20 protein-coding genes and 1 tRNA gene are annotated in these 23,071 nt (G+C 42.1%); 12 read left to right on the forward strand and 9 right to left on the reverse strand.

The window, feature by feature from the left end; translation table 11 throughout:
• The first annotated feature begins 44 nt into the window (after window positions 1-44).
• A complete protein-coding gene (locus L3V23_RS03270; protein ID WP_042480032.1) occupies window positions 45-443 on the forward strand; it encodes a hypothetical protein in 399 nt (132 codons plus the stop codon).
• A 127-nt stretch (window positions 444-570) separates the two neighbouring features.
• Here the strand turns inward: L3V23_RS03270 and L3V23_RS03275 are convergent, their stop codons facing one another.
• Entirely contained in the window at window positions 571-717 is a 147-nt protein-coding gene (locus L3V23_RS03275; RefSeq protein ID WP_102954314.1) for a hypothetical protein, read from the reverse strand.
• A 74-nt stretch (window positions 718-791) separates the two neighbouring features.
• Here L3V23_RS03275 and L3V23_RS03280 point away from each other — a divergent pair, with 74 nt between their 5' ends.
• Complete coding sequence (locus L3V23_RS03280; RefSeq protein ID WP_102966162.1) at window positions 792-1,145, forward strand: elongation factor Ts; 354 nt, start codon at window positions 792-794, stop codon at window positions 1,143-1,145.
• A gap of 172 nt (window positions 1,146-1,317) precedes the next feature.
• On the opposite strand, the gene L3V23_RS03285 is transcribed toward L3V23_RS03280, so the two are convergent.
• Window positions 1,318-2,796: an EAL domain-containing protein gene (locus L3V23_RS03285; RefSeq protein WP_237291906.1), complete on the reverse strand. Its 1,479-nt coding sequence runs from the start codon at window positions 2,794-2,796 to the stop codon at window positions 1,318-1,320.
• 439 nt (window positions 2,797-3,235) lie between these two features.
• Here L3V23_RS03285 and L3V23_RS03290 point away from each other — a divergent pair, with 439 nt between their 5' ends.
• On the forward strand, window positions 3,236-3,766 hold the full coding sequence (locus L3V23_RS03290; protein WP_102966160.1) for a GNAT family N-acetyltransferase: 531 nt from the start codon (window positions 3,236-3,238) through the stop codon (window positions 3,764-3,766).
• Window positions 3,767-3,854: 88 nt separating this feature from the next.
• Here the strand turns inward: L3V23_RS03290 and L3V23_RS03295 are convergent, their stop codons facing one another.
• Window positions 3,855-5,390, reverse strand: coding sequence for a PAS domain-containing methyl-accepting chemotaxis protein (locus L3V23_RS03295; RefSeq protein WP_042480039.1), 1,536 nt, complete (start codon window positions 5,388-5,390; stop codon window positions 3,855-3,857).
• Between the two features lie 524 nt (window positions 5,391-5,914).
• Between L3V23_RS03295 and L3V23_RS03300 the strand changes: the two genes are divergently transcribed.
• Entirely contained in the window at window positions 5,915-6,421 is a 507-nt protein-coding gene (locus tag L3V23_RS03300) for a Fe3+-citrate ABC transporter substrate-binding protein (RefSeq protein WP_042480042.1), read from the forward strand.
• A gap of 109 nt (window positions 6,422-6,530) precedes the next feature.
• On the opposite strand, the gene gltX is transcribed toward L3V23_RS03300, so the two are convergent.
• A complete protein-coding gene (gltX, locus tag L3V23_RS03305) occupies window positions 6,531-7,958 on the reverse strand; it encodes a glutamate--tRNA ligase (RefSeq protein WP_237291907.1) in 1,428 nt (475 codons plus the stop codon).
• A 235-nt stretch (window positions 7,959-8,193) separates the two neighbouring features.
• On the opposite strand from gltX, the gene L3V23_RS03310 reads away from it, so the two are divergent.
• Together L3V23_RS03310 and L3V23_RS03315 are read left to right on the forward strand one after the other, a co-directional pair.
• Window positions 8,194-10,962: a heavy metal translocating P-type ATPase gene (locus tag L3V23_RS03310; RefSeq protein WP_237291908.1), complete on the forward strand. Its 2,769-nt coding sequence runs from the start codon at window positions 8,194-8,196 to the stop codon at window positions 10,960-10,962.
• A 136-nt stretch (window positions 10,963-11,098) separates the two neighbouring features.
• Window positions 11,099-11,971, forward strand: a complete 873-nt coding sequence (locus L3V23_RS03315; RefSeq protein ID WP_102963827.1) for a TraB/GumN family protein — start codon at window positions 11,099-11,101, stop codon at window positions 11,969-11,971.
• A gap of 300 nt (window positions 11,972-12,271) precedes the next feature.
• Here the strand turns inward: L3V23_RS03315 and L3V23_RS03320 are convergent.
• Window positions 12,272-12,348, reverse strand: a tRNA-Pro gene (locus L3V23_RS03320).
• A 233-nt stretch (window positions 12,349-12,581) separates the two neighbouring features.
• On the opposite strand from L3V23_RS03320, the gene L3V23_RS03325 reads away from it, so the two are divergent.
• From L3V23_RS03325 to rluF, 3 genes are all read left to right on the forward strand, one after another.
• Window positions 12,582-12,722 carry a DUF3149 domain-containing protein gene (locus L3V23_RS03325; RefSeq protein ID WP_042480052.1) on the forward strand — a complete coding sequence of 47 codons (141 nt, stop codon included), beginning with the start codon at window positions 12,582-12,584 and terminating at the stop codon, window positions 12,720-12,722.
• 280 nt (window positions 12,723-13,002) lie between these two features.
• Window positions 13,003-13,599 carry a DNA endonuclease SmrA gene (gene smrA, locus L3V23_RS03330; protein ID WP_102966156.1) on the forward strand — a complete coding sequence of 199 codons (597 nt, stop codon included), beginning with the start codon at window positions 13,003-13,005 and terminating at the stop codon, window positions 13,597-13,599.
• A gap of 97 nt (window positions 13,600-13,696) precedes the next feature.
• Window positions 13,697-14,746 carry a 23S rRNA pseudouridine(2604) synthase RluF gene (gene rluF, locus L3V23_RS03335; RefSeq protein ID WP_102966155.1) on the forward strand — a complete coding sequence of 350 codons (1,050 nt, stop codon included), beginning with the start codon at window positions 13,697-13,699 and terminating at the stop codon, window positions 14,744-14,746.
• An 89-nt stretch (window positions 14,747-14,835) separates the two neighbouring features.
• On the opposite strand, the gene upp is transcribed toward rluF, so the two are convergent.
• Window positions 14,836-15,462, reverse strand: coding sequence for a uracil phosphoribosyltransferase (gene upp, locus L3V23_RS03340; protein ID WP_042480745.1), 627 nt, complete (start codon window positions 15,460-15,462; stop codon window positions 14,836-14,838).
• A gap of 166 nt (window positions 15,463-15,628) precedes the next feature.
• Between upp and purM the strand changes: the two genes are divergently transcribed.
• A complete protein-coding gene (gene purM / locus L3V23_RS03345; protein WP_042480059.1) occupies window positions 15,629-16,669 on the forward strand; it encodes a phosphoribosylformylglycinamidine cyclo-ligase in 1,041 nt (346 codons plus the stop codon).
• Between the two features lie 3 nt (window positions 16,670-16,672).
• Window positions 16,673-17,311 (forward strand): phosphoribosylglycinamide formyltransferase, encoded by a 639-nt coding sequence (gene purN, locus L3V23_RS03350; protein ID WP_042480060.1) that lies wholly within the window; start codon window positions 16,673-16,675, stop codon window positions 17,309-17,311.
• A gap of 89 nt (window positions 17,312-17,400) precedes the next feature.
• Here the strand turns inward: purN and L3V23_RS03355 are convergent, their stop codons facing one another.
• A complete protein-coding gene (locus L3V23_RS03355) occupies window positions 17,401-18,246 on the reverse strand; it encodes a class II glutamine amidotransferase (RefSeq protein ID WP_102966153.1) in 846 nt (281 codons plus the stop codon).
• Between the two features lie 103 nt (window positions 18,247-18,349).
• Window positions 18,350-18,925, reverse strand: a complete 576-nt coding sequence (gene lpcA, locus L3V23_RS03360; RefSeq protein ID WP_042480066.1) for a D-sedoheptulose 7-phosphate isomerase — start codon at window positions 18,923-18,925, stop codon at window positions 18,350-18,352.
• 334 nt (window positions 18,926-19,259) lie between these two features.
• Here lpcA and fadE point away from each other — a divergent pair, with 334 nt between their 5' ends.
• Window positions 19,260-21,704, forward strand: a complete 2,445-nt coding sequence (gene fadE, locus L3V23_RS03365) for an acyl-CoA dehydrogenase FadE (protein WP_237291909.1) — start codon at window positions 19,260-19,262, stop codon at window positions 21,702-21,704.
• 81 nt (window positions 21,705-21,785) lie between these two features.
• On the opposite strand, the gene L3V23_RS03370 is transcribed toward fadE, so the two are convergent.
• Window positions 21,786-23,036: a TIGR03503 family protein gene (locus L3V23_RS03370; RefSeq protein WP_237291910.1), complete on the reverse strand. Its 1,251-nt coding sequence runs from the start codon at window positions 23,034-23,036 to the stop codon at window positions 21,786-21,788.
• Between the last annotated feature and the right edge of the window lie 35 nt (window positions 23,037-23,071).

Here is a 23,071-nt window from a genome sequence, read left to right on the forward strand (position 1 = left end):
TGAAATTATCAAATAAAGAAGAAAAATCATAAGGTTGCCTAGAAATGAAAGTCGAGTGCCCTCGATGTCATACCGATAATAAAATTGAGTATGCTGAGAACATATTGTGTAAAGAGTGCGAAAAAAGCTTCAAAGGTTATAAGTTCAGTAAACGGAAATTGGTCTCTTCAAGTGCTGCTTTATTGGTAGGTGTTGTAGGTGGGTACCAAGTAAATGATGTCTTTGATGAAATTCGATATCCACTTCAAGTTGAGTATGCGCTTGTTGATACATGCTTGAATGCTTCAACTAGTGCAGTTTCTAAGAGTTGGTTTAACAGCAAACGAGATATATGCCTGTGTGCTGTAGAGAAGACAACTAAAGATGTTTCCTATTCTGACTACAAAACAGACGAATCTCTGTTTATTAGAAGATTAAAAAGAAACGCTGAACGCTGTTCATAGGTTAAAAGAGGCAGATACGCTGCCTCAAAAATTTATTTAACGCTTTGGAGTGTTACCACGCCCAGGCCCTGAAGGGTTACCGGTTTTGCTTGGATAATTAGGATTTGGTTTGCTCATGATAAACTCCTTATTTACCTTGTTTTTTATTATTGTCAGCCGCTCTCTGAGCACGAGCAGCGAATGAATCTTTAGAGACTTTCCCACCATTTTTTTTAGCTTCATCTGATTGAATTCGAGCCGCGGCTTTAGTCGTCATAAGTGTTTTATTTGACATAGTGTAGTTCCTTTTCATTAATATTTACTGTCTCCGCTGAGACAATTGCATACTAACTAATAGGTTTGGGACAAATGGGGACAGAGCAAAAACAAAAACAAATTCGTCAGTTGCTAAATGCGCTAGGTTGGAGCAATAAACAATTAGCTGATGTCCTATACGAAGAAATGTATTGCGATGAGCAAGTTGATATTAATGAGACTCCAAGTAAGTTTCGAGAAAAGCTCAAGAAACAACTGCAACGCCCAACAACACCAGAATCAAGACTGGACGAATACATTAAAATTATTTCTGAGCACCCAGACTTCAAGGAATTGGGATTAGATTTGATTGTGACAAAGTATGTCGACCATAAATGCCTAAACAAACACATATCTGAAAGACTGAAAGACATTTCTAGTTGGCTAGATACCAAAGCAGACAACTAAGGACCCAACCCCAGTAAACCTCGAACCTATAGAATGCTGAACTCTTCATAGATGGAACATATACAGTAAAAACCCACCTGCATATCTACTAAAGCGGTGTTTAAGGAAATAAACCGAGTGCGCTAATTAATGATTAAAGTCCTAGTTGCTATGTGTGGCAACTGAATAATAACTATGAAAGATATTTTCCAATAAACTCTTCAATTGGCATCGGTTCATCAAAATAGAAACCTTGATAGTGCATTACATTATTGGCATACAAATATTCAAATTGTTCTTTATTCTCAACACCTTCTGCCAAAATCTCTGTATTTGTTGCGTTAGCTAAGTTAATAATGGCATCTAACACATGAGTGTTTGGACCCTCAGATATAGTGTTTACAAATGTGCGATCAATTTTAATGATATCAATACTTGAATTAATTAAATATTTCATTGAGCAATGACCAGTACCAAAATCATCAAGAGCAATTTTTATATTCTTATCTTTAAGTTTATTGATATATGAGGAGAAAAGTTTGCTTTCAAATTCTTGTCTTTCAGTTATTTCCAATACAATTAAAATAGGTTTTGATGACAATTCTTTCTGTAACAACACTATGTCTTCATACAAAAGATTTGAATCAAACTGTATTGCACATACGTTAAACCCTAAATGGAACCCGCCCTTTCTTGTGAATTCCACATTACGTAAATACGTCGAACACTTTTGCATTAAAATCTGGGTTATTTCTCTAATTTTTCCGTTTGCTTCTACTTCTTCAATAAAACTGGCAGGAGGAATAACACCTTTAGTTGGATGAATCCAACGAACGAGAACTTCCGCCCCAGTTAAAGTACCATTGATGTCAAAAACAGGTTGCAAATATGGATGAAAGTGGCGGAGTTTTATGGCTTTATTTATATCCCAATAACTAATTGTAAACTTATCAAAAATTGGTGACTTAACACGTACTATCAATAAATATAAAAGCGTCCAAAATATTATCACAAAACTGTGATTTATTATCACATATTTAAAAAACAAATACGGACTAATATTATACTTAACTTCATAAAGCGATTTTCCTTCCAAGGCGTTATTTTTACCAACTATTTTATCTTTATATAAAACAACATTTTCAAAGTTTACATACACATCATATTCGGAGTAATCATCGATGACTTCAGTTAATGATTCAGGGTATAACCCTATGATAGTGCTGTAAGTAGGGGTATAAGATATCTTTATTAAGAAAGCCTCCATGTTTTTTTGATTTATACTGTCACTATAAGGAGTCTTAGATATATAAAAAAACCGTATTTTCCCAGTTTCTTCTTTGGTAAAGTTTAATTCCATTCCATTGAGTAAATTAATTGAAGAACAAACTACTTTTTTATTGTCGGTTATACTTATACTTCTTATGTTTCGATTATTTAAAAGTAAAGTTGCATTTTCTTCCAAGAAGTTCCAACAATTTTTAACTGGTAAACTTCCACTTATCTCATCTTCGTAATACTTTATATTTTCAAAGATTATATTGTTTACTTCTGCTGAAACTTCTTCTACAACGTCAAGTGAATCGTAGTTGTATTTGGCGAATAGTGTTAACAGAATTAATGACAAACCAAGAACGTAAATATGATGTTTTATTGTTTTTTCTGAGTTCATTTCAGCTCTCTGCTTTCCTCTATAGAGCAAGAATCATTCTGCAATCTGAGGCTAGTTTGCATCATTTTCATCTTAATTAGCCAACCCTAATTAACATTATTAAATTGCCAGCGAAATAGTTGCTTACACAATATGACAAATAGCGAACACATCGCATTAATGCAAGAAATAATTCTCATTTTTGATAAAACTATGAACTGAATAAGATAATTCCCTCTCAATATTCAAGAAACAATTAGTTTATGGAAGTTCTTTTGACTGGTAGGGAAGTGAGAAATGTCCAAATTCGGCACTAGAAGAGATCGAATTCTAGTACCCTCTAGTACTCATTGAGGCGTTATCAGTAATGATTTGAACTAGGAAGTCATTGCTTAAAGTTTCTTTGTTTATATGATGATGAAGTACCAGCGTTAACCGAGACATCAAAGGAATCATAAAAATGAAAAAGGAAGAGGCAGAACATCTTCGCATTTCACTCCGTGGGCTAGACATCACTATCAGACCAATTACCCCTGAAGACAATTATGCTATTGCTGAAGTCATTCGTAACAGCTTCATAGATAATAAAATTGACCATCTAGAAGGCGTAAGCCTACACGATCCAGCTTTAGCCAGCCTGAGTACCGCTTACACCTCTGATAAATCCGGTTATTGGGTAGCAATACTTAATGATCAAGTTGTTGGTGGAGTTGGCGTTGCACAGTTATTAGGGGCTAATGAAGAGTATGGAGAAATGCAAAAACTATACTTGGATAAATCCGTGCTAGGTATTGGTCTTGGAAGGTGTTTAATTGATTTATCGATAAAGAAAGCGAGAGAGTTTGGATACAAGTACCTATATTTGGAAACACTGGAAGAACTGAACTCTGCTGTCTCTTTATATGAGCAATTTGGTTTCGAACATATAGAGGGAAGTATCGGTAATACTGGGCACGGCAGTTGCGAAATTTGCATGCTAAAAACCCTTTAACGCTTTAGATATATTCGTTCAAGCAAACAAAAAGACTAATCATGATGAGTTAGTCTTTTTTGTTTTAGAGTGCTTAGTCGTCGGAAAACTAACGGAAGTTGCAACTTAACGCATTAATGTTATTTGCACTTATATGTGCTTCACATGCATTCTCGCTTGCCTGCCCAACTAAATCGACGTTTTGATTAGATACCGCTTGTACATGGTGAACGTTTTGGCTGATTTCAGCAGTAACCGCACTTTGCTCTTCCATGGCTGACGCAATCTGAATAGATTTGTCCTCAAGTAACGACATCATATCAATCACACTAGACATAATAGACTGGACACTTTGGGCCTCAGTATTACACCGTTGCGATTTATCTTGGTTGGTTATCATGGATTTTTGCCACGTTTGCATTGAGTTCTGAAGATTGGTTACTGAACTCTGAATATTCTGTGTGGCAAGTTGAGTTCTTCCGGCCAAGGTTCGCACTTCATCAGCAACAACGGCAAAACCTCGACCTTGCTCTCCCGCCCTCGCCGCTTCTATTGCCGCATTCAATGCCAATAAGTTGGTTTGATCTGCAATCCCTTGAATTTCGGCCATAACACCAGAAATTTTATTGGTATCTTCTACCAATTGAAGCAAGCTCTGAGCTGCCGCGCCAATATCTTCCGACAACTCATTCAGGTTCTCACCGTTCCTTGTTAACGTATCTGCCGCATTACCGCACTTAGCTTTGACTTCCCGCACGTAATCACGAGTATCTAAAGTTGCGCTGTTTACTTCTTGTATTGACGCGTTCATTTGCGTGGCCGCAGTAGATAGCTGCTCTAAAAGCTCACTCTCTGCTTTCAAACTTTGTAGGGATGATTCACTGGTTGATTTTAGCTGCTCTGAAATGTTCACTAATGCCTTACCAGAATCCAAACTTCTTCCCAAGATTGTCCTAATTTTGGCTAATTGAATATCCACATTGTAAGCAACCTTTCCGCTTAGCCCCGTTCCACAAAACACCACACGTGAAGGGCTATTGACTATATCTGCTTGTTTATGAATCAAGGTTGGCAATTTGATGATTTCATCAAAGAATAGACCGCCGAAAATGACTAACGCTGCCAAAACTAATGCAAACATTGTCATTCCGGCTATCCAATATGCGCTGCCCAACAAAGCTATTGCGACTATCGCCGCGACGGCTCTCTGAAATAAAATGTGTTCAGTGACAGGGAATGGTTTCTTTCCATTATTAATTCTCTTATACAACCTCTCAGCAGAGGCTATATCTTTGCGCGACGGACAATGTCGAACAGACTGATAACCAATAATTTTATCTTTGTCGTAAATAGGAGTAACGAATGCGTCTACCCAATAGTAGTCTCCATTCTTACAGCGGTTTTTTACCATTCCTCGCCAACTGTTGCCTTTTTTTAGCTGCCCCCACATATCTGCGAAAGCCGCTTTAGGCATATCAGGGTGACGAACGATGTTATGAGGTTTGCCAATCAGTTCTTCAGCGGTAAAACCCGCCACTCGGCAGAACTCATCGTTAGCATAAGTGATGATACTGTTTGTATCCGTTGTTGAGACCAAGAACTCCGATTGGGAGAAGGTCACTTCTTTTCCTTTATGAGTAGACATAGCCAATTGCGTCCTTACTTGCTCATTCTTATTATAAAAAACTGACAACTTCTTATTACGTGTATTCTTTCGAGCCTCTGATTGCTCACTCCTTAGTAATAAGTTACACAATAATTACACTATAGTTACGATAAGACGTTCGATGTGGTAAACGTTGGAAAATGTGACAAACATTAACCTTGCGTCATAGCTGTTACATAAGCGACATGTTGTTCATCAACTATAAACGTAGTAGATATTCTGAAAACCATTCAACGTTGTTGCAGATAAAAGACGAAAGTTTTATCTCGCAGAATCCTGACTCAATTTTGATATAAAAAATTAACATTCAACTAGACTCTTTATTCTCCTTATCCGGGATTTAATCTAAAATTACTATTAACAAAAATGTTGATAACCCAAGGCACTTGCTGCTTTTGGGTGGTTGGTAAACTTTTCTAACACTCGGCACGTCTAAGTTCTGTTGTTGGGATAAGAAATCCACCACCTTGAACCCATCAAGTTGTAAGGGAAACCGCTAGCCTATGAAGAAAAGTAACCTAGAAACCAATACTGGCCACCGATTTATCTCTAAAGCTAAAACGGCTTATAAAATTCATATTCACACTCCCGATGACAGTGTTCTCCACAGATCGGTCGGTTACATACGTCTAGGAGAAACCAAGGGGCTGAAAAAGGCGATTAAACTACGAAATGAATTAGGCAGAGAAATGTGGGGCAAGCATTGGCGACGTATATTGAAAGATCCTTATCTGATGACTCGTTTACCTCATAGTTTAGAGCCCAAAATCATCTATAAGCCACGTCCGACAAGCGATAACCCAGATAGCCGAGATGCTTGCTATATTGCCGCTTGGCGCGATTATGACAACAAAGGCAAATGCACCTTCAAGAGTGTGGTTTGCTCTATCAATAAACACGGCAAACTCGCCGCTTATACCAAAACGAAAAAAGCGCTATTGGAAGCCCATAAAGACTGTTTGGATATTCTTATTTATATGGGACGTTTGAGCAGTATTGATTTGAAATAATCTCATTGAAACCGAGTAACTCATTGCTGTCTCAACAAATTCCCGAACGCCAGAAAACAAAAAAGCTGTGGTTGTTACACCACAGCTTTTTCATCACTCAATAAATAGCTTATTGTGCGTTAGCTTCACGCTCTTCGATAAATGCCAGAGCCATCTTGATACGTGCGATAACACGCTCTTGGCCAATTAGCTGCATTACCGCATCTACAGAAGGTGATTGACCGCCGCCAGTGACTGCTACACGTAGAGGCATACCAATTTTGCCCATACCAATTTCAAGTTCTGCACATACTTGTTCAATCACTTGGTGCAGTGCTTCTGTTGTCCACTCAGTCAAAGCTTCAAGTTTGCTTAGTGCAAGCGCTAGAGGCTCTTTTGCCACGCCACGCAGGTGCTTCTTAGCCGCGCCTTCTTCAAACTCAGAGAAATCTTCATAGAAGTAGCGAGACTGCTGAGCGAGTTCAACAAGTGTATGGCAACGCTCACCAACAAGACTCACGATATCTGCTAATGCAGGACCGTTGTCTTTGTTGATACCTTGGTTGTCAAAGTGCCATTCTAGGTGCTTCGCCACATACTCAGGATCAGAAGATTTGATATAGTGGTTGTTCAACCAAAGTAGTTTGTCAGTATTGAAAGCCGATGCTGATTTAGAAATCGCATTCAGACTAAACAAATTAATCATTTCTTCTTGAGTAAAGATCTCTTGGTCGCCATGACCCCAACCTAAACGAACTAGGTAGTTGATCAATGCTTCAGGCAAGTAGCCTTCGTCACGGTATTGCATTACAGATACCGCGCCATGACGTTTAGACAGCTTAGCGCCATCGTCGCCTAGGATCATTGCACAGTGAGCAAACGTTGGAACTTTCGCGCCAATCGCTTCGTAAATGTTAATTTGACGAGGCGTGTTGTTGATATGGTCTTCACCACGAATAACGTGAGTAATGCCCATATCAATATCGTCAACCACAACACAGAAGTTGTAAGTTGGAGAACCATCAGTACGGCGGATAATCAGATCATCAAGTTGGTCGTTACGAATTTCGATACGGCCACGGATCTGGTCATCAAATACTACGCTGCCTTCTTTCGGATTACGGAAACGAATAACGCAAGGATCACCCTCTTTCGCTGCTTCATTCACCGCTTTGATTTTAGGGTGGTTCGCATCGTAACGAGCCATCTCTTTGTTCGCTTCTTGCTCAGCACGGATCTCGTCGAGAAGCTCTTTAGACGCATAACATTTGTAAGCTTTATCTTGAGCTAGAAGTTGATCGACCACTTCGTTATAACGATCAAAACGTTTTGTTTGGTAGTAAGGACCTTCATCCCATTCCAAACCTAACCAACTCATACCTTCAAGAATCGCATCTACTGCTGCTTGAGTAGAACGTTCAAGGTCAGTGTCTTCGATACGTAGAACAAATTCACCACCTTGGCTTTTTGCGTATAACCAAGAGTAAAGTGCTGTACGTGCACCACCAACGTGAAGATAGCCCGTAGGACTTGGGGCAAAACGAGTTTTAACCGTCATTTGACTTCCTTAGATATAAAAACAACAGTGGCACATTAAGCCACTGCGACTGAAAGGATAAAATTTGGCGCCATTTTACCATTGATGACTAATTCCACAATGGAAGATTAATTCATATTCAACCTCGTTTGAGATAGACGAGTAACAAACGACGTTTATTATTTCGCCACACAGCTTGACCTTACCTTTAGGTCAAGGTTTATGCTTTTCTTACTGTCGATTGGAGGAAAAGAAAATGGGCCATTACGCATTACCTTTATCAGGCTTGAATTGCATGGGCTGCGCACGAAAAGTTGAACGTCAGCTCAACACTGATTTTACGGTTGAAATTCAAACCCTATCACCCACTTTTATCGAGTTGGATGTCAATTCTCCGCTCGAAAAGGTCATCGACAGTATAGAATCGCTGGGCTATCACGCAGGCAACACCCTGCAATTTAGTCTGCAAGGGTTAAACTGCGGCAATTGTGTAAATAAGCTCACTAAGCATTTGCAGACCTTTGACGATATTGCTCGTCTGAATGTTTCTAAAGAGTCTTTATCACTGATTACTTCAAGCTCACACGAAGAAATTATTAACCGAGTGGTGGAAGTTGGTTACGAGGCAACTCTTATCAACACCCCTCAAGTTGAAGAGGAACAAATTGAAGTAACCGCAGATGAGCCTGCTCAGCAAGAAAAAATTGCTGAGCCCAAAGTCGCAACTGAAGAACCAACATCGGTTGAACCAGAACCTGCTGAGCTAACACCAACCCAAGCTGATGATTTAGTAAATACTCACTTACTGATTAAAGGTATGACGTGTGCAAGCTGTGTTTCATCCGTCGAGAAATCCTTGCTTTCCGTTCCTGGAGTAGAAAAAGCGCAGGTCAATCTGGCTGAACAAAGTGCTTTAGTCATTTCAAATCAAGATGTCACATCGGCATTGGTGGCAGCGGTCAGCCAAGCGGGATATCAGGCTGAATGGGTCGATGACCCAGCCGAGCAACAAAAGAAACAACAACTCAATTTAGACAATATCCAGAAAGAACATAAACGTAATGCGTTTCTTGGTTTAGTCATGGGTGTGCCTTTAATGGCTTGGGGTGTATTCGGTGGCAACATGATGATCCAAACCACCGGCGACCAAATGGCTTGGGGTGTGGTGGGATTACTGTGTCTTGCACTTTTATCTACCGCAGGGAAAGGATTTTTCACCAGCGCATGGCAAGCATTAACTCACCGCCGTGCCACTATGGATACACTCGTTGCCTTGGGCACGGGTGCGGCTTGGTTCTATTCAACATTAGTCGTCATTGCGCCAAACTGGTTCCCAGATAATGCTCGTCACGTTTATTTTGAAGCGACAGCAATGATCATCGGTTTGATTTCTCTCGGTCATTACATCGAAGCAAAAGCCAAAGCCAAAACTACGCAATCACTGCAAGCTCTAATCAATTTGCAACCACAACAAGCCACTCTGGTTGTGACCAATAACGGTAAGACGACAGAGCAAACTATTGCTATCGCTGATATCAAACAAGGGATGACTTTGCGCGTAAAACCGGGTGAACAATCTCCGGTAGATGGTGTGGTATTAGAAGGCAGCTCGTATGTTGATGAATCCATGCTGACCGGAGAACCGATTCCTGTACATAAATCGGCTTCAAGTCATGTATCCGCAGGCACCATCAATCAGGATGGTAGCTTATTAATTGAAGCTACTGGCATTGGTTCGCAAACCATGCTCTCGCGCATTATCAAGATGGTTCGTCAGGCTCAAAGTAGTAAACCAGCCATCGCAAAAATGGCTGACCAAATTTCGGCAGTATTTGTTCCGACCGTGGTGTTAATCGCTATTTTTTCTGCGCTAATTTGGTACTGGTTTGGCCCTGAACCGAAAGTCAGCTACATGTTGGTTATTGCAACTACAGTACTGATTATTGCTTGTCCTTGTGCGCTTGGTCTGGCTACACCTTTGTCTGTAACGGTTGGCGTAGGTAAAGCGGCTGAAATGGGAATATTGATTCGAGATGCCAACGTTTTGCAATCTGCCAGCAAAATAAATACGGTTGTGTTTGATAAAACAGGCACTCTTACTCAAGGAAAACCGAGCGTTCAACAGCTTGTGGCTTTTAATTCAGACCAACAACAGGTGTTGAGTCTCGCTTATGCCTTGGAATTACAATCAGAACATCCTTTAGCTAAAGCGGTGTGTCTGTATGCCAAAGAAAATGAAATCACGGCAGCAACGATTAACAACTTCGTTAACTCTCGTGGCCAAGGCATTCAAGCAGATTATCAAGGCCAAACAGTACATATTGGTTCTGTCGGTTACTTCCAGTCTTTAGACATCGATCTAGCAGAAGCACAACAGACGCTTGATGAGTTCTCATCAAACGCTTGGACACCGGTTGCGATTGCTCTCGACAAACAACTGATTGGTCTATTTGCGATAGCTGATCCTGTAAAAGAAAGTGCATCACAAGCAATTCAGGCGCTTAACGAGATGGGAATCCATACCGTGATGCTAACAGGTGATAACCAAAGCGTAGCGAATTCTATCGCCAGCAAACTGGGCATAAGCCAAGTCATTGCACAGGTGTTGCCAGACCAAAAAGCTCAGCATATTGAAGCGCTACAAAAACAAAACCGTATTGTTGCTATGGTAGGTGATGGCATTAATGACGCGCCTGCTCTTGCTCAAGCTAATATTGGTATCGCAATGGGCAGCGGCAGTGATGTAGCGATAGAAAGCGCGCAAATGACACTGTTAAACTCATCACCGTTATCAGTAGTCAGCGCCATCGAACTATCACAAGCCACCATTAAAAATATGAAGCAAAACTTGTTCGGTGCGTTTGTTTATAACACCTTTGGTATCCCTATTGCAGCGGGTGTGCTCTATCCAGCATTTGGATTTTTACTCAGCCCAGTAGTGGCTGGGGCGGCTATGGCGCTGTCTTCCATTACCGTAGTGAGTAATGCTAACCGATTACGACTCGTCAAAACACGCTTTCACTAGTCGATTAATATTAAACATAGTGAATCGCAATTGAAGGTAGTCATTAACGATTAAATGGAGCGTTCTGAGTATAACTAAGCTAATCTCTTCTAAAGTAAGGTTTTTATCCTAGTTTAGAATTGGAATAGGAAACAGCATGTTTGGCATTACTCAAACGCTCCGTTGGTTGCTACCTTTTGTTATCTTTTCTGCTCATGCAGAACCTTTGTACTGGAACGCAACAAACGGCAAAGTCAGCCTCACCATTATCGGCTCTGTGCATGTAGGGGAACCATCCATGTTCCCATTACCTGATGATATCTACCAAGCACTCAATAACAGTGACGGGTTGATTGTCGAATCGGACACAACCCAGCAACAGCAAATCGTCTATCCCCCAGCGTCCAAGCAAGCAGCGCAAGTTCTTTCTCAAGAGCAGTTATTCAATCTTGATCAAATCGCCTCTGAGTTTGGACTGAATGTTGAGCAATTCCATACACTTCCGCCATGGAGTGCCGCTTTATCACTTCAGTTCTTACAATTGCAAAAACTCGGCTATGAAACAAAAGATGGTGTCGACCTTCATCTGATGCAGAAAGCGATAGAAACTAAGGTTCCATTGGTACCTTTAGAAACGATGCAATTTCAGATTGATCTGTTAACCCGTCAGCCAGAAGACGGCAAAGAGTTGTTGGTCAGTATTATCGACGAGTGGGAAAGCAATGAAGTCATGACTCACTGCATGATAGAGAGCTGGAAAGCGGGCGATAGACTGAACCTTGAAAAGATGATGCATCTAACTGAGATGTCACCAGAAATGGAGCAAGCCTTTGTAATTGACCGCAACCAAGATTGGGCCAATAAAATAAGTTCAGGCAAGTTCTTACCTAATCCAAAAGGTCAATATGTCATGATTGTTGGCGCGCTTCACTTAATCGGTCAACAGAGTTTTATTGAACTACTGGAAAAGAAAGGTTTCAAAATCACACAGCGGAACCGAAGCCAAAAAGCAAACTGCGAGTTCTTTTAACGCAGTCCAGTTCTTAATGATTATTGGTATCTCAAAACGAAAAAAGCCCAGCATTTCTACTGGGCTTTCTAAATATGACCGGTGAAGAGCCGAATTCTGAACATCAGGCGAACCCCACTCTGTTCGAATCCTTAAAATTCTCTAAGACGAAAAAAGCCCAGCATTTCTGCTGAGCTTTCTAAATATGATCGGTGAAGAGCCGAGTTCTGAACATCAGGCGACCCCCACTCTGTTCGAATCCTTAAAATTCTCTAAAACGAAAAAGGCTCCAGTCTTTCGACTAGAGCCTTCTTCTAAATATGGTCGGTGAAGAGGGATTCGAACCCCCGACCCTCTGGTCCCAAACCAGATGCGCTACCAAGCTGCGCTATTCACCGAGAACGGGGCGTATATTACGGATTCTGTTTCGTTACGCAAGTCATTTAATTAACTTTTTCTCAAATTCAGTTCGTTCGCTCAAAAACCACTCAACAAACCATAAAATGTGACCAGATACACAGCTAAAGAAACATTCACACAACCTATCAATCACAATTGATCCAGATCAGTGTCGGTTTTTTATCCAGAATTTAACTTATGCAGTGTCTCAAGCACTTCTGGAGGAAATACTATGGACTTATGGCTAGATCTCCTGTTTGGTAATGCAGTTGGGTTATCTTCAATGCTGGTTATATTCGGCGCTATAGGGCTGATGCTATTTTATGGCAGCTATTTCATCTACAAAGTGCTGAATGACAAATCTCCTCACTAGATCGCTTAGCATCTATTTTTAAATAGAATCACGCTTTGCACCGGAGTTGATCGCTTGTCTGCTCCGGTTTTTTATTGCCCACTGTTTGCTTCTAATCAACCTAGCTACTTTGTTCGCTAGACTCTTGATCGGCTATCCCTTGGCTAATTCAGTGACTTCCTTGCAAGCTTGTCCCAGCGATACATCACAAACGCGCTTTGACTACACAAACAGAACAGGTTGCTTGAGCAGTCTTGATTGTTATACTTCCGAGATTCCATGATTAATTCGAGATAGCACTATGTCTAACGATGACTTCGAGTCTCAAGATGATTTCGAACTATTTCATCAAATGATGGGTGATGTAAAACCGATCAAGCAAGATACCGCTGAACTTAGTAAGTCTTATCAGGTTACAGAGGCGCAACTCGCTAAACGTGAAGCCGCCATTACCCATTCAGAAAATGATCCTGATTATCTTTCTATCGACCATGCTCCAATGCTAAAACCAGACGACCACGTTGAGTTTAAACGTGATGGCGTTCAGGACGGGGTCTACAAAAAAATGCGCTTGGGCAAGTACCCGATTCAGGCTCGCCTTGATTTACACCGCAAGACACTCAAACAAGCACGTGACGAAGTGGTAGCCTTCGTTAATCAATGCATGCGAATGGACGTCAGAACCGTGATTATCGTTCATGGCAAAGGAGAACGTTCTAATCCTCCCGCATTGATGAAAAGTTTTGTCGCGCACTGGTTAACTCAAATGAAAGAAGTGCAATGTATTCATAGCGCACAGCGCTTCCACGGCGGCACGGGCGCTCTTTATGTCTTGTTTAAGAAAAGCGTTGAGAAGAAAAACGAAAACAGAGAGCGCCACCAGAAACGGCTTGGCTAAGCATAGATACCTGTTAGAATGCGCCCTCATTCGTTTTTTGAACACATAGATTCGTTTTCAAAAGAAAAAGCCGTTGAGAAACGTTACAGGAGACAACATGTCACAATCTGAAGGCAAACGCCTAAACAAATACATAAGCGAAACTGGTTACTGCTCTCGTCGCGAAGCCGACAAATTAATTGACCAAGGTCGAGTGACCATCAATGGTAAGGTTCCAGAGATGGGTACCAAAGTCACCGATGACGATGAAGTGCTGGTTGACGGCAAGTCACTTCGCACCAAAGAAAAGCCTATCTATATCGCGCTCAACAAACCTACTGGTATCACTTGTACGACTGAACGAGATGTTCCGGGGAATATTGTCGATTTTATCGGCCATAAGAGCCGTATTTTCCCTATCGGGCGCTTAGATAAACCTTCAGATGGTTTGATTTTCCTGACTAACGATGGCGACATCGTCAACAAGATCCTGCGCGCTGGCAATAATCACGAAAAAGAGTACGTGGTTCGTGTCGATAAGCCAATCACACCGGATTTCATTAAGCAGATGTCTACTGGTGTCAGAATTCTCGATACGGTGACCTTGCCATGTAAAGTGGAAATGGAGACCAAGTTTTCATTTCGTATTGTTCTGACTCAAGGTCTCAACCGTCAAATTCGTCGTATGTGTGAAGCCCTAGGGTATGAAGTATTTAAACTGCGCCGTGTGCGTATTATGAATATTTCTTTGGATGGTATTCCAAACGGAAAATGGCGCTATCTGACTGACGCTGAAGTAGCAGAGATTCTGGCGATGTGTGAGGATTCTACGGGTACTGAAGAAGCTTCAAAAGTTGACGCCAAAGGACACAATATCCGCAAAGCGACAGATGCGAAACTGTTCGATAGCCGAGAAGAAAACCGAGAATCAAAAGCTCGCAGAAACCAGAGATCGAGCGCTTCTAAAGACAAAACTTATCAAGGTCACAATGCTGATACCTTCCGCCATGCGCCAAACTCAAAGAAAGGAAAAGCGAGAAGTGACAGCCAAGGCAGAGCTCAGCAAGGTAAACCTCAACATAGCAAACCGAATCAGCAAAGTGCGAGAGGCAACAATAAGCCATCAAACACACCTAGAGTCGGTGGAACCTTAGGTTTGAAGAAGTAAGAATTTCAGTAAAAACAGAAAAGACAAAAACAGAAAAGGGAGCCTAGGCTCCCTTTTCTTTTCAGTAACCTAATTTTCAATAACTTAAGTTACTTAGTACCAAAAATCTTATCGCCTGCGTCACCAAGACCCGGAACGATGTAACCTTTGTCATTCAGTTTTTCATCAATCGCCGCAGTGTAAAGCTCAACATCTGGGTGAGCTTTTTCTAGCGCTTCAATACCTTCTGGTGCAGCAACTAGAACCAATACCTTGATTTGGTTACAGCCTTTCTCTTTTAACAGATCGATAGTTGCGATCATTGAACCGCCAGTAGCCAGCATTGGGTCAACAACTAGCGCAATACGCTCTTCAATATTTGAAGCAAGTTTGTTGAAGTATGGTACTGGTTCTAGAGTTTCTTCATCACGGTAAATACCCACAACACTGATACGAGCGCTTGGGATATGCTCCAGAACACCATCCATCATGCCTAAGCCAGCACGTAGGATTGGAACTACAGTCACTTTTTTACCCTTAATTTGGTCTACCGCTACAGGACCGTTCCAACCATTAATGGTCACTTTCTCAGTTTCAAAGTCTGCAGTTGCTTCGTAAGTTAATAGACTACCGACTTCCGTCGCTAACTCACGAAAACGCTTAGTGCTGATATCACCTTCTCTCATCAAGCCTAGTTTATGTTTAACAAGAGGGTGTTTAACTTCAACAACTTTCATTTCCATCTCCGGCACAATTTAAATAAACCTCGGGATTATACACCTATTTTTTCAACTTTACCGACCAAAAATCGCGATAAAAAACTGACGCAAACGTTTTCCTTTTTGTTTTAAGCCCTGTAGAATAGCGCCGTTTTCATATCCAATTAGACCGAGGAACTTCCCCGTGAGCGGTAACAAGACTTCACTTAGCTACAAAGATGCTGGCGTAGATATCGATGCAGGCAATGCACTTGTTGAACGAATTAAAGGTGCTGTAAAGCGTACTCGTCGCCCTGAAGTAATGGGTGGCATTGGTGGCTTTGGTGCATTGTGCGAGCTTCCAACCAAATACAAACAACCTGTACTTGTTTCTGGTACAGATGGTGTTGGTACCAAACTTCGTCTTGCTTTGGATATGAAAAAGCACGACACCATTGGTATCGACTTAGTGGCTATGTGTGTAAACGACCTGATTGTACAAGGTGCTGAGCCACTGTTTTTCCTAGATTACTACGCAACAGGTAAGCTAGACGTAGACACAGCAGCTGACGTTGTTTCTGGCATTGCTGATGGCTGTGTTCAAGCTGGCTGTGCTCTAATCGGTGGTGAAACAGCTGAAATGCCAGGAATGTATGAAGGCGAAGATTACGACGTAGCGGGTTTCTGTGTCGGCGTAGTAGAAAAAGAAAACATCATCGACGGTACTAAAGTTGCTGCGGGTAATGCACTGATTGCTGTGGGTTCTAGTGGTCCACACTCAAACGGTTACTCTCTAGTTCGTAAAATCCTAGAAGTTTCTGCTGCAGACAAAAATGAACTTCTTGAAGGTAAAACGATTGGTGAACACCTTCTTGAGCCTACTAAGATTTACATCAAGTCAGGTCTTAAACTGATCGCAGAACACGACATTCACGCTATTTCTCACATCACTGGCGGCGGCTTCTGGGAAAATATCCCTCGTGTACTTCCTGAAGGTACCAAAGCAGTTATTGATGGTAAGAGCTGGGAATGGCCTGCAATCTTCAAATGGCTACAAGAGAAAGGCAACGTAGATACTCACGAGATGTACCGTACATTTAACTGTGGTGTTGGTCTAATCATTGCCCTTCCACAAGATCAAGCTGAAGCCGCTGTAAACCTTCTAAAAGCAGAAGGCGAAAACGCATGGGTTATCGGTGAAATTGCAGCAGCTCAAGCTGGTGAAGAGCAAGTAGAGATCAATTAATCCATGAAGAGTATTGTTGTTTTAATTTCAGGAAATGGTACCAATTTACAAGCGATCATCGATGCTTGTGAGTCAAGCATTAGTGAAGGCAGAGTAACGGCTGTTTTTTCGAATAAAGCAACTGCTTATGGCTTAGAGCGAGCTAAAAAAGCAGGTGCAGCGGCAGTATTTGTCGATCCAAAAGAGTATGAGACTCGTGATGCTTACGACCATGCCCTGATGGAGCAAATTGATGAATATAAGCCTGACCTTATAATTTTAGCGGGCTATATGCGAATCCTAAGTAGTGAATTTGTACGTCACTACTTAGGTCGAATGATCAATATTCACCCTTCTCTATTACCTAAGTACCCAGGTCTGAATACTTACCAGCGTGCTATCCACGCGGGTGATGAAGAACATGGCACCAGTGTTCATTTTGTGACAGAACAACTCGATGGCGGCCCTGTCATTCTGCAAGCGAAAGTACCTATTTTCGATGAAGATACTGTTGAAACGCTAACAGACCGAGTTCAAACTCAGGAATACCGAATCTACCCTCTGGTAACACAATGGTTCGTTGAAGGCAGGCTTGAGATGATTGAAGGTAAAGCGTTTTTAGACGGTGAACCTTTAGGTATGCACGGTTATGCTAGCGAATAAACGCTAGTTAACGCTTAGATTTAAAGCGAGTAAAAAGGGTTGATACTGCATCAACCCTTTTTTCATGTTCGTTTTTTATGTTCAGCTTTTCACTCAAGCGGCTCTGTAGGCGCTTGGTTTCCCGGCTTAGGCGCAGCAAATGCTACATCGGATAAATCGGCACTGTTACTTTCGAACAGTTCACCATAGTGGAAAATATTGAATTCACCGGGCTTCATTCTTTGCCACTGCTCATTTCCAGTTAAAGGTTGAGTCGCAATCACAGAAACCACATCATTCGGTGTCGTTTCTTCCTGAAAGTTGATTTCAATATCTTCATCAAGCAAAGCTGCTCGACCAAATGGCGCTCGACGAGTGATCCAGTACAGATGATTGGTGCAGTACGTCATCAGATATTCACCATCAGACAACAGCATATTAAAGACACCTTTCTCGCGCAGATCATCGCAACGCAAAGAGATGTAGCGAAAAACCTCATGCATATCTTTCGGTGGCTCAGGATAGCGATTCTCTAACTTATCGAGTAACCAGCAAAATGCGGCTTCACTGTCGGTTTCTCCGACAGGACGATGACGACCGGTTGGCAAATCTTGGTAATCGGTGAGTTGTCCATTGTGAGCAAAGGTCCAATAGCGCCCCCACAATTCACGGGTAAATGGGTGCGTATTCTCTAAATTGACACCGCCTCTATTAGCTTGGCGAATATGGCTTATCACCGCGCAGCTTTTGATTGGGTATTCCTGGACTAACTGTGCAATCTTCGATTGGTAACTAGGATTGGGATCTTTAAATGTTCGAAAGCCTTTACCTTCATAAAACGTGATACCCCAACCATCTCTGTGTGGTCCGGTATTGCCACCACGTTGAATCAAACCAGTAAAGCTAAAACAAATATCAGTCGGGACATTGGCGCTCATTCCGAGCAATTCACACATCTTAACTCTCTCTCCTACTACAACCCTAAAACTCCTGACTACCGATCATGTTTCGAGCTGGCCTTTATTATTTGTTATAAAAAACCAGCTCGATAAACATCACTTATTCCATTTCTTTTTCAATAAGCTGAATAATGATGTGGATAATTTTGATGTGTACTTCTTGGATACGATCAGCATAGCCAAAATGCGGTACGCGAACTTCAACATCCGCAATACCTGCCATTTTGCCGCCGTCTTTACCAGTAAGAGCGATAGTCTTCATGCCTTTCGCTTTTGCAGCTTCGATTGCTTTTAAAATATTGCCAGAGTTACCAGAAGTCGATAAACCGAATAGCACATCACCAGCAGAGCCAACCGCTTCAACATAACGAGAGAAAACAAAATCATAACCAAAGTCGTTACTCACGCACGACAGATGACTTGGATCAGAAATAGCGATACCAGGGTAACCAGGGCGGTTTTCACGGTAACGACCTGTTAACTCTTCAGCAAAATGCATTGCGTCACAGTGTGAGCCACCATTACCACAAGACAGCACTTTACCGCCTTGTTTGAATGAATCAGCAATAAGCTTAGCAGCAGCTTCAATTTGAGCGATGTTATGATCGTCACTCAAAAACTTGTTCAACACTTCAGCCGCTTCTGTTAGTTCACTTCTAATTAGATCCTGATACATAGTTATTCTCTTCTTAAATCTGCTTGCAGATGAACTCTCTTCTTTGAGAGCTAGGACACTATTGAGTTTACCCAAACCTGTGATTCTGTCGATAGATAAGCCTCAATAATTGCACTATGAGAACAATTTTCATCTCCCTGGAATCGAATCAGAGCGCACACTTTAGACTATTCACTCTACTTAGATCACTTTTTGAACATTTAATGGTTTTACATTTTATTAATAATTCATTTACACTTTACTGGTTAGACCACTTTTAACAACTTCAGAAAGCTCATAAAAATGAATGCTGAAAACTCGAAATAACAAACAGCATGACTATAAGGACATTAACATGGACATCTTGCTCTCAACATTAGGGTTCTTTGCAGTACTTGGCGCTTGCTTGTATCACAGAACTTCATTATTTGTATCACTCGCGGCACTCACCATCACTATGCTGATGCTCTCCCTATTCGGCCCTGTGGGCATTGTAGGCTGGAGCTTATACTTGGCCGCAATCGCGCTTTTTACTGTTCCTTCTATTCGCCAAGCTGCCATTAGCGCAAAGGCGTTAACCGTATTTAAAAAAGTACTTCCTGCTATGTCGCAAACAGAAAAAGAAGCGCTGGATGCAGGTACGGTATGGTGGGAAGCAGAGCTGTTCAAAGGCAAACCAAACTGGCAGCAATTGCACGACATTCCTGCGCCGCAGTTAAGTGAAGAAGAACGCGCTTTTCTTGAAGGCCCGGTGAATAAAGTCTGTGCCATGGTCAATGACTATCAAGTGACTCACGAACTGGCCGACCTTCCTCCAGAGGTATGGCAGTATCTGAAAGACAACAAATTCTTCGCCATGATCATTAAGAAAAAATACGGTGGCTTAGAGTTTTCGGCTTATGCGCAATCTTTAGTTCTTCAAAAGCTAACTGGGGTATCTGGTGTTCTTTCTTCAACCGTTGGCGTACCTAACTCATTAGGTCCGGGTGAACTGCTGCAACACTACGGTACTAAAGAACAGCAAGACTACTACCTACCTCGCCTTGCACAAGGTAAAGAGATCCCATGTTTCGCACTAACCAGCCCAGAAGCAGGTTCAGATGCTGGTTCAATTCCGGATTTCGGCGTTGTCTGCAAAGGCCAGTGGGAAGGCAAAGAAGTTCTTGGTATGAGACTGACTTGGAACAAGCGCTATATTACTCTTGCACCAGTCGCCACCGTTCTGGGATTAGCTTTCAAATTACAAGACCCAGAACACCTACTTGGTGAGAAAGAAAATATTGGTATCACTTGTGCTCTTATCCCAACCAATCTAAAAGGTGTGGAAATTGGTAACCGCCACTTCCCGCTTAACGTTCCATTCCAGAATGGTCCTACTCGCGGTAATGACATCTTTGTTCCGCTAGATTTCATTATCGGTGGCCCAGAGATGGCAGGCCAAGGATGGAGAATGTTGGTTGAGTGTCTCTCGGTTGGACGTGGTATCACTCTACCGTCAAACTCAACTGGCGGTACAAAAAGCGCGGCTTTGGCAACTGGCGCTTACGCGCGTATTCGTCGTCAGTTCAAACAACCTATCGGTCAAATGGAAGGTATTGAAGAGCCATTAGCACGCTTGGCAGGTAATGCGTATGTGATGGACGCTGCAAGTAATTTGACCGTTGCAGGTATCGACCTTGGTGAGAAGCCATCGGTAATTTCTGCAATTGTGAAATACCACTGTACTCATCGTGGTCAACGTTCAATTATTGATGCTATGGACATTGTCGGCGGTAAAGGTATCTGTTTAGGCCCTTCAAACTTCTTGGCGAGAGGTTATCAAGGTTCACCAATTGCAATTACTGTGGAAGGCGCAAACATTCTGACTCGTTCAATGATCATCTTTGGTCAGGGCGCGATTCGCTGCCATCCTTATGTATTGAAAGAGATGGAAGCTGCTCACTCTGAAAGTTCGAATGCTGTTGAGCTGTTTGATAGCGCATTGGCAGGCCACGTTAGTTTTACCACCAGCAACTTAGTTCGCAGTATCTGGTTAGGTCTAACCGATGGTATCGGCTCTTACTCGCCAACTAAAGATGCAACACAACGCTACTACCAGCAGCTAAACCGTTACAGTGCGAACTTAGCGCTTTTAGCTGACATATCTATGGCTGTTTTGGGCGGTTCTTTGAAGCGCAAAGAGCGTTTATCTGCTCGTCTGGGTGATATTTTGAGTCAGCTATACATGAGCTCAGCAACACTGAAACGTTTTGAGAACGATGATCGTCCAGTTGAGGATTTGCCATTGGTTCACTGGGGATTACAAGACAGCTTGAAACAAACGGAAGTAGCGATAGATGAGTTTCTTGCTAACTTCCCGAACCCAGTGATCGGCAAAGTGTTACGTGTCTTAATTCTGCCTTTTGGTCGAGTTCGTAAAGGGCCAAACGACAAACTGGACAGCAAACTGGCGCAAATACTTCAAACACCAAGCGCAACACGTACACGCCTTGGCCGCAACCAGTATTTAGCACCTACAGCACATAACCCAGCAGGTCGCATTGAACTGGCACTAAGCGTTATCCTGCAAGCGGAACCTATTTTCGATAAAGTATGTAAAGCGCTTGATAAACGTTACCCATTCACTCAACTCGATAAGATTGCAGCAGAAGGGTTAGCTAACAAGATCATCAATGAGCAAGAAGCAGAGCTTTTAATCGAGGCTGAAAGCCACCGCTTGTACACCATTAATGTTGATGACTTTGCACCTGCGGAACTTGCGGCAAAAAAGACAAAAACCAAACTGGAACAAGTCGCTTAGATAAAAATTAAGCAACAAATTAAATCAGTTAAAACGTAAAAAAGGGAGGTTTAACCTCCCTTTCCTATTATCCGCTCTGTGTTATTTCTTTGGCATGTTGAGCTGCATTTCAGGAAGCATTTCCTTACGAGCTTTAAACTTACGCATAAAGAACCAACCTATCAGCGCCAGAATAATCACAATCACGTTACCGATGCCGATATAAATAATGTATTGAGTACGTCGTTCTTCACGAATCTTTTGTAGCATCTCTTCTTGAGCGATTTTACGGCGCTGCTCTGCTTCCGCCTCCTGCATCAAGCGAGCTTGTTCAAGATCGAGCTCTTGAACCACACTGTAAGTACTCTCTTTAATCGGAAAATAAAGCGGGCGCTTAGAAGCCAGATCGGTCGCATAAACACCACCTTCCCACGCGTAGTTACCTAAATCTCCATCATAGGGAACCGTAAGCGTCATCTTTAATGATTCAGGCTCGGCAACCCCTTCAACCAGAAACTCTTTATTATCGGGCGATTGATGGCGAATGTGCGCAGCAAGTGAGCCGGGCTCGATCATCCCCTGTTCACCACTGATCACAACCTGATGAGGTTCGTTCGCGATACGCGACTGAATAAAGCTCGAAGTAAGTGGCGATGGGTATACCAACACTTCCTGTTCAAGCGCTCGTAAAAACACACCATTGCCAGAAGTAATTCGCACCCGATATTTGCCGGGTTCCGGCGTAATATTGAGCTTAACCGTAAAGACGCCGTCACCGGGCTTTTCATCTAAATCTCGCCCATCATCAGCAAACTCACCAATCACTGTTGGTACAGGTCGCGCCTCTTTTACTAAGTTCTCTTCATCTTCAATATATTTACGAAAAGTGACTTTGAGATTCACTCTTTCAAGGAAGTCTTTGAGCAGTAAAGGTTTGCCATCTGAGGTTAAGCGAGCCGTGAACTTCATTTCCTCGCCTTGATAAATTCGGGTTGGAAAGGTATCTGAGGTCAGCTGTAGGTGTGAAATCAGCTTTACGTTGTTTTTAGGTGAAACTTTACCTATTGCTTGCCAAGGCCCCGGCATTGGGTTGTCGATAGAAATAATGTCCATCGTCGGTTCTTGATACCAACGCACACTATCTGGATTTTTTGTCGCGTAATACTTTCTACCATCAGGGCGCACCAACACTACTGGCTGAGAACCTTGCTCACGGTAAATGACAAACGTTATTTGAGTAATGGTTGGATCAACACGAAATCGGTTATCTAACAAAGAAAGTGAGGATTCACGGCTAGCGAAAGTATTCAAACTCAAGAGGAGCCCCAAAAGAGCAATTCCAATCCTCAACATATCATCTCCTAAAATAGACCACTCTTACTGACGCC

Source organism: Vibrio sp. A1-b2 (assembly GCF_021726015.1).
Lineage (GTDB): Bacteria > Pseudomonadota > Gammaproteobacteria > Enterobacterales > Vibrionaceae > Vibrio > Vibrio diazotrophicus.

What these genes read in the sequence shown, in the direction of transcription:
- L3V23_RS03300 (WP_042480042.1), top strand. Translation starts at nt 5,915, where the DNA reads ATGAAGAAAAGTAACCTAGAAACCAATACTGGCCACCGATTTATCTCT.
- L3V23_RS03285 (WP_237291906.1), bottom strand. Translation starts at nt 2,796, where the DNA reads ATGAACTCAGAAAAAACAATAAAACATCATATTTACGTTCTTGGTTTG.
- L3V23_RS03355 (WP_102966153.1), bottom strand. Translation starts at nt 18,246, where the DNA reads ATGTGTGAATTGCTCGGAATGAGCGCCAATGTCCCGACTGATATTTGT.
- L3V23_RS03275 (WP_102954314.1), bottom strand. Translation starts at nt 717, where the DNA reads ATGTCAAATAAAACACTTATGACGACTAAAGCCGCGGCTCGAATTCAA.
- L3V23_RS03370 (WP_237291910.1), bottom strand. Translation starts at nt 23,036, where the DNA reads ATGTTGAGGATTGGAATTGCTCTTTTGGGGCTCCTCTTGAGTTTGAAT.
- fadE (WP_237291909.1), top strand. Translation starts at nt 19,260, where the DNA reads ATGGACATCTTGCTCTCAACATTAGGGTTCTTTGCAGTACTTGGCGCT.
- L3V23_RS03280 (WP_102966162.1), top strand. Translation starts at nt 792, where the DNA reads ATGGGGACAGAGCAAAAACAAAAACAAATTCGTCAGTTGCTAAATGCG.
- L3V23_RS03315 (WP_102963827.1), top strand. Translation starts at nt 11,099, where the DNA reads ATGTTTGGCATTACTCAAACGCTCCGTTGGTTGCTACCTTTTGTTATC.
- lpcA (WP_042480066.1), bottom strand. Translation starts at nt 18,925, where the DNA reads ATGTATCAGGATCTAATTAGAAGTGAACTAACAGAAGCGGCTGAAGTG.
- rluF (WP_102966155.1), top strand. Translation starts at nt 13,697, where the DNA reads ATGTCACAATCTGAAGGCAAACGCCTAAACAAATACATAAGCGAAACT.
- upp (WP_042480745.1), bottom strand. Translation starts at nt 15,462, where the DNA reads ATGAAAGTTGTTGAAGTTAAACACCCTCTTGTTAAACATAAACTAGGC.
- L3V23_RS03310 (WP_237291908.1), top strand. Translation starts at nt 8,194, where the DNA reads ATGGGCCATTACGCATTACCTTTATCAGGCTTGAATTGCATGGGCTGC.
- L3V23_RS03290 (WP_102966160.1), top strand. Translation starts at nt 3,236, where the DNA reads ATGAAAAAGGAAGAGGCAGAACATCTTCGCATTTCACTCCGTGGGCTA.
- gltX (WP_237291907.1), bottom strand. Translation starts at nt 7,958, where the DNA reads ATGACGGTTAAAACTCGTTTTGCCCCAAGTCCTACGGGCTATCTTCAC.
- purN (WP_042480060.1), top strand. Translation starts at nt 16,673, where the DNA reads ATGAAGAGTATTGTTGTTTTAATTTCAGGAAATGGTACCAATTTACAA.
- L3V23_RS03325 (WP_042480052.1), top strand. Translation starts at nt 12,582, where the DNA reads ATGGACTTATGGCTAGATCTCCTGTTTGGTAATGCAGTTGGGTTATCT.
- L3V23_RS03295 (WP_042480039.1), bottom strand. Translation starts at nt 5,390, where the DNA reads ATGTCTACTCATAAAGGAAAAGAAGTGACCTTCTCCCAATCGGAGTTC.
- smrA (WP_102966156.1), top strand. Translation starts at nt 13,003, where the DNA reads ATGTCTAACGATGACTTCGAGTCTCAAGATGATTTCGAACTATTTCAT.
- L3V23_RS03270 (WP_042480032.1), top strand. Translation starts at nt 45, where the DNA reads ATGAAAGTCGAGTGCCCTCGATGTCATACCGATAATAAAATTGAGTAT.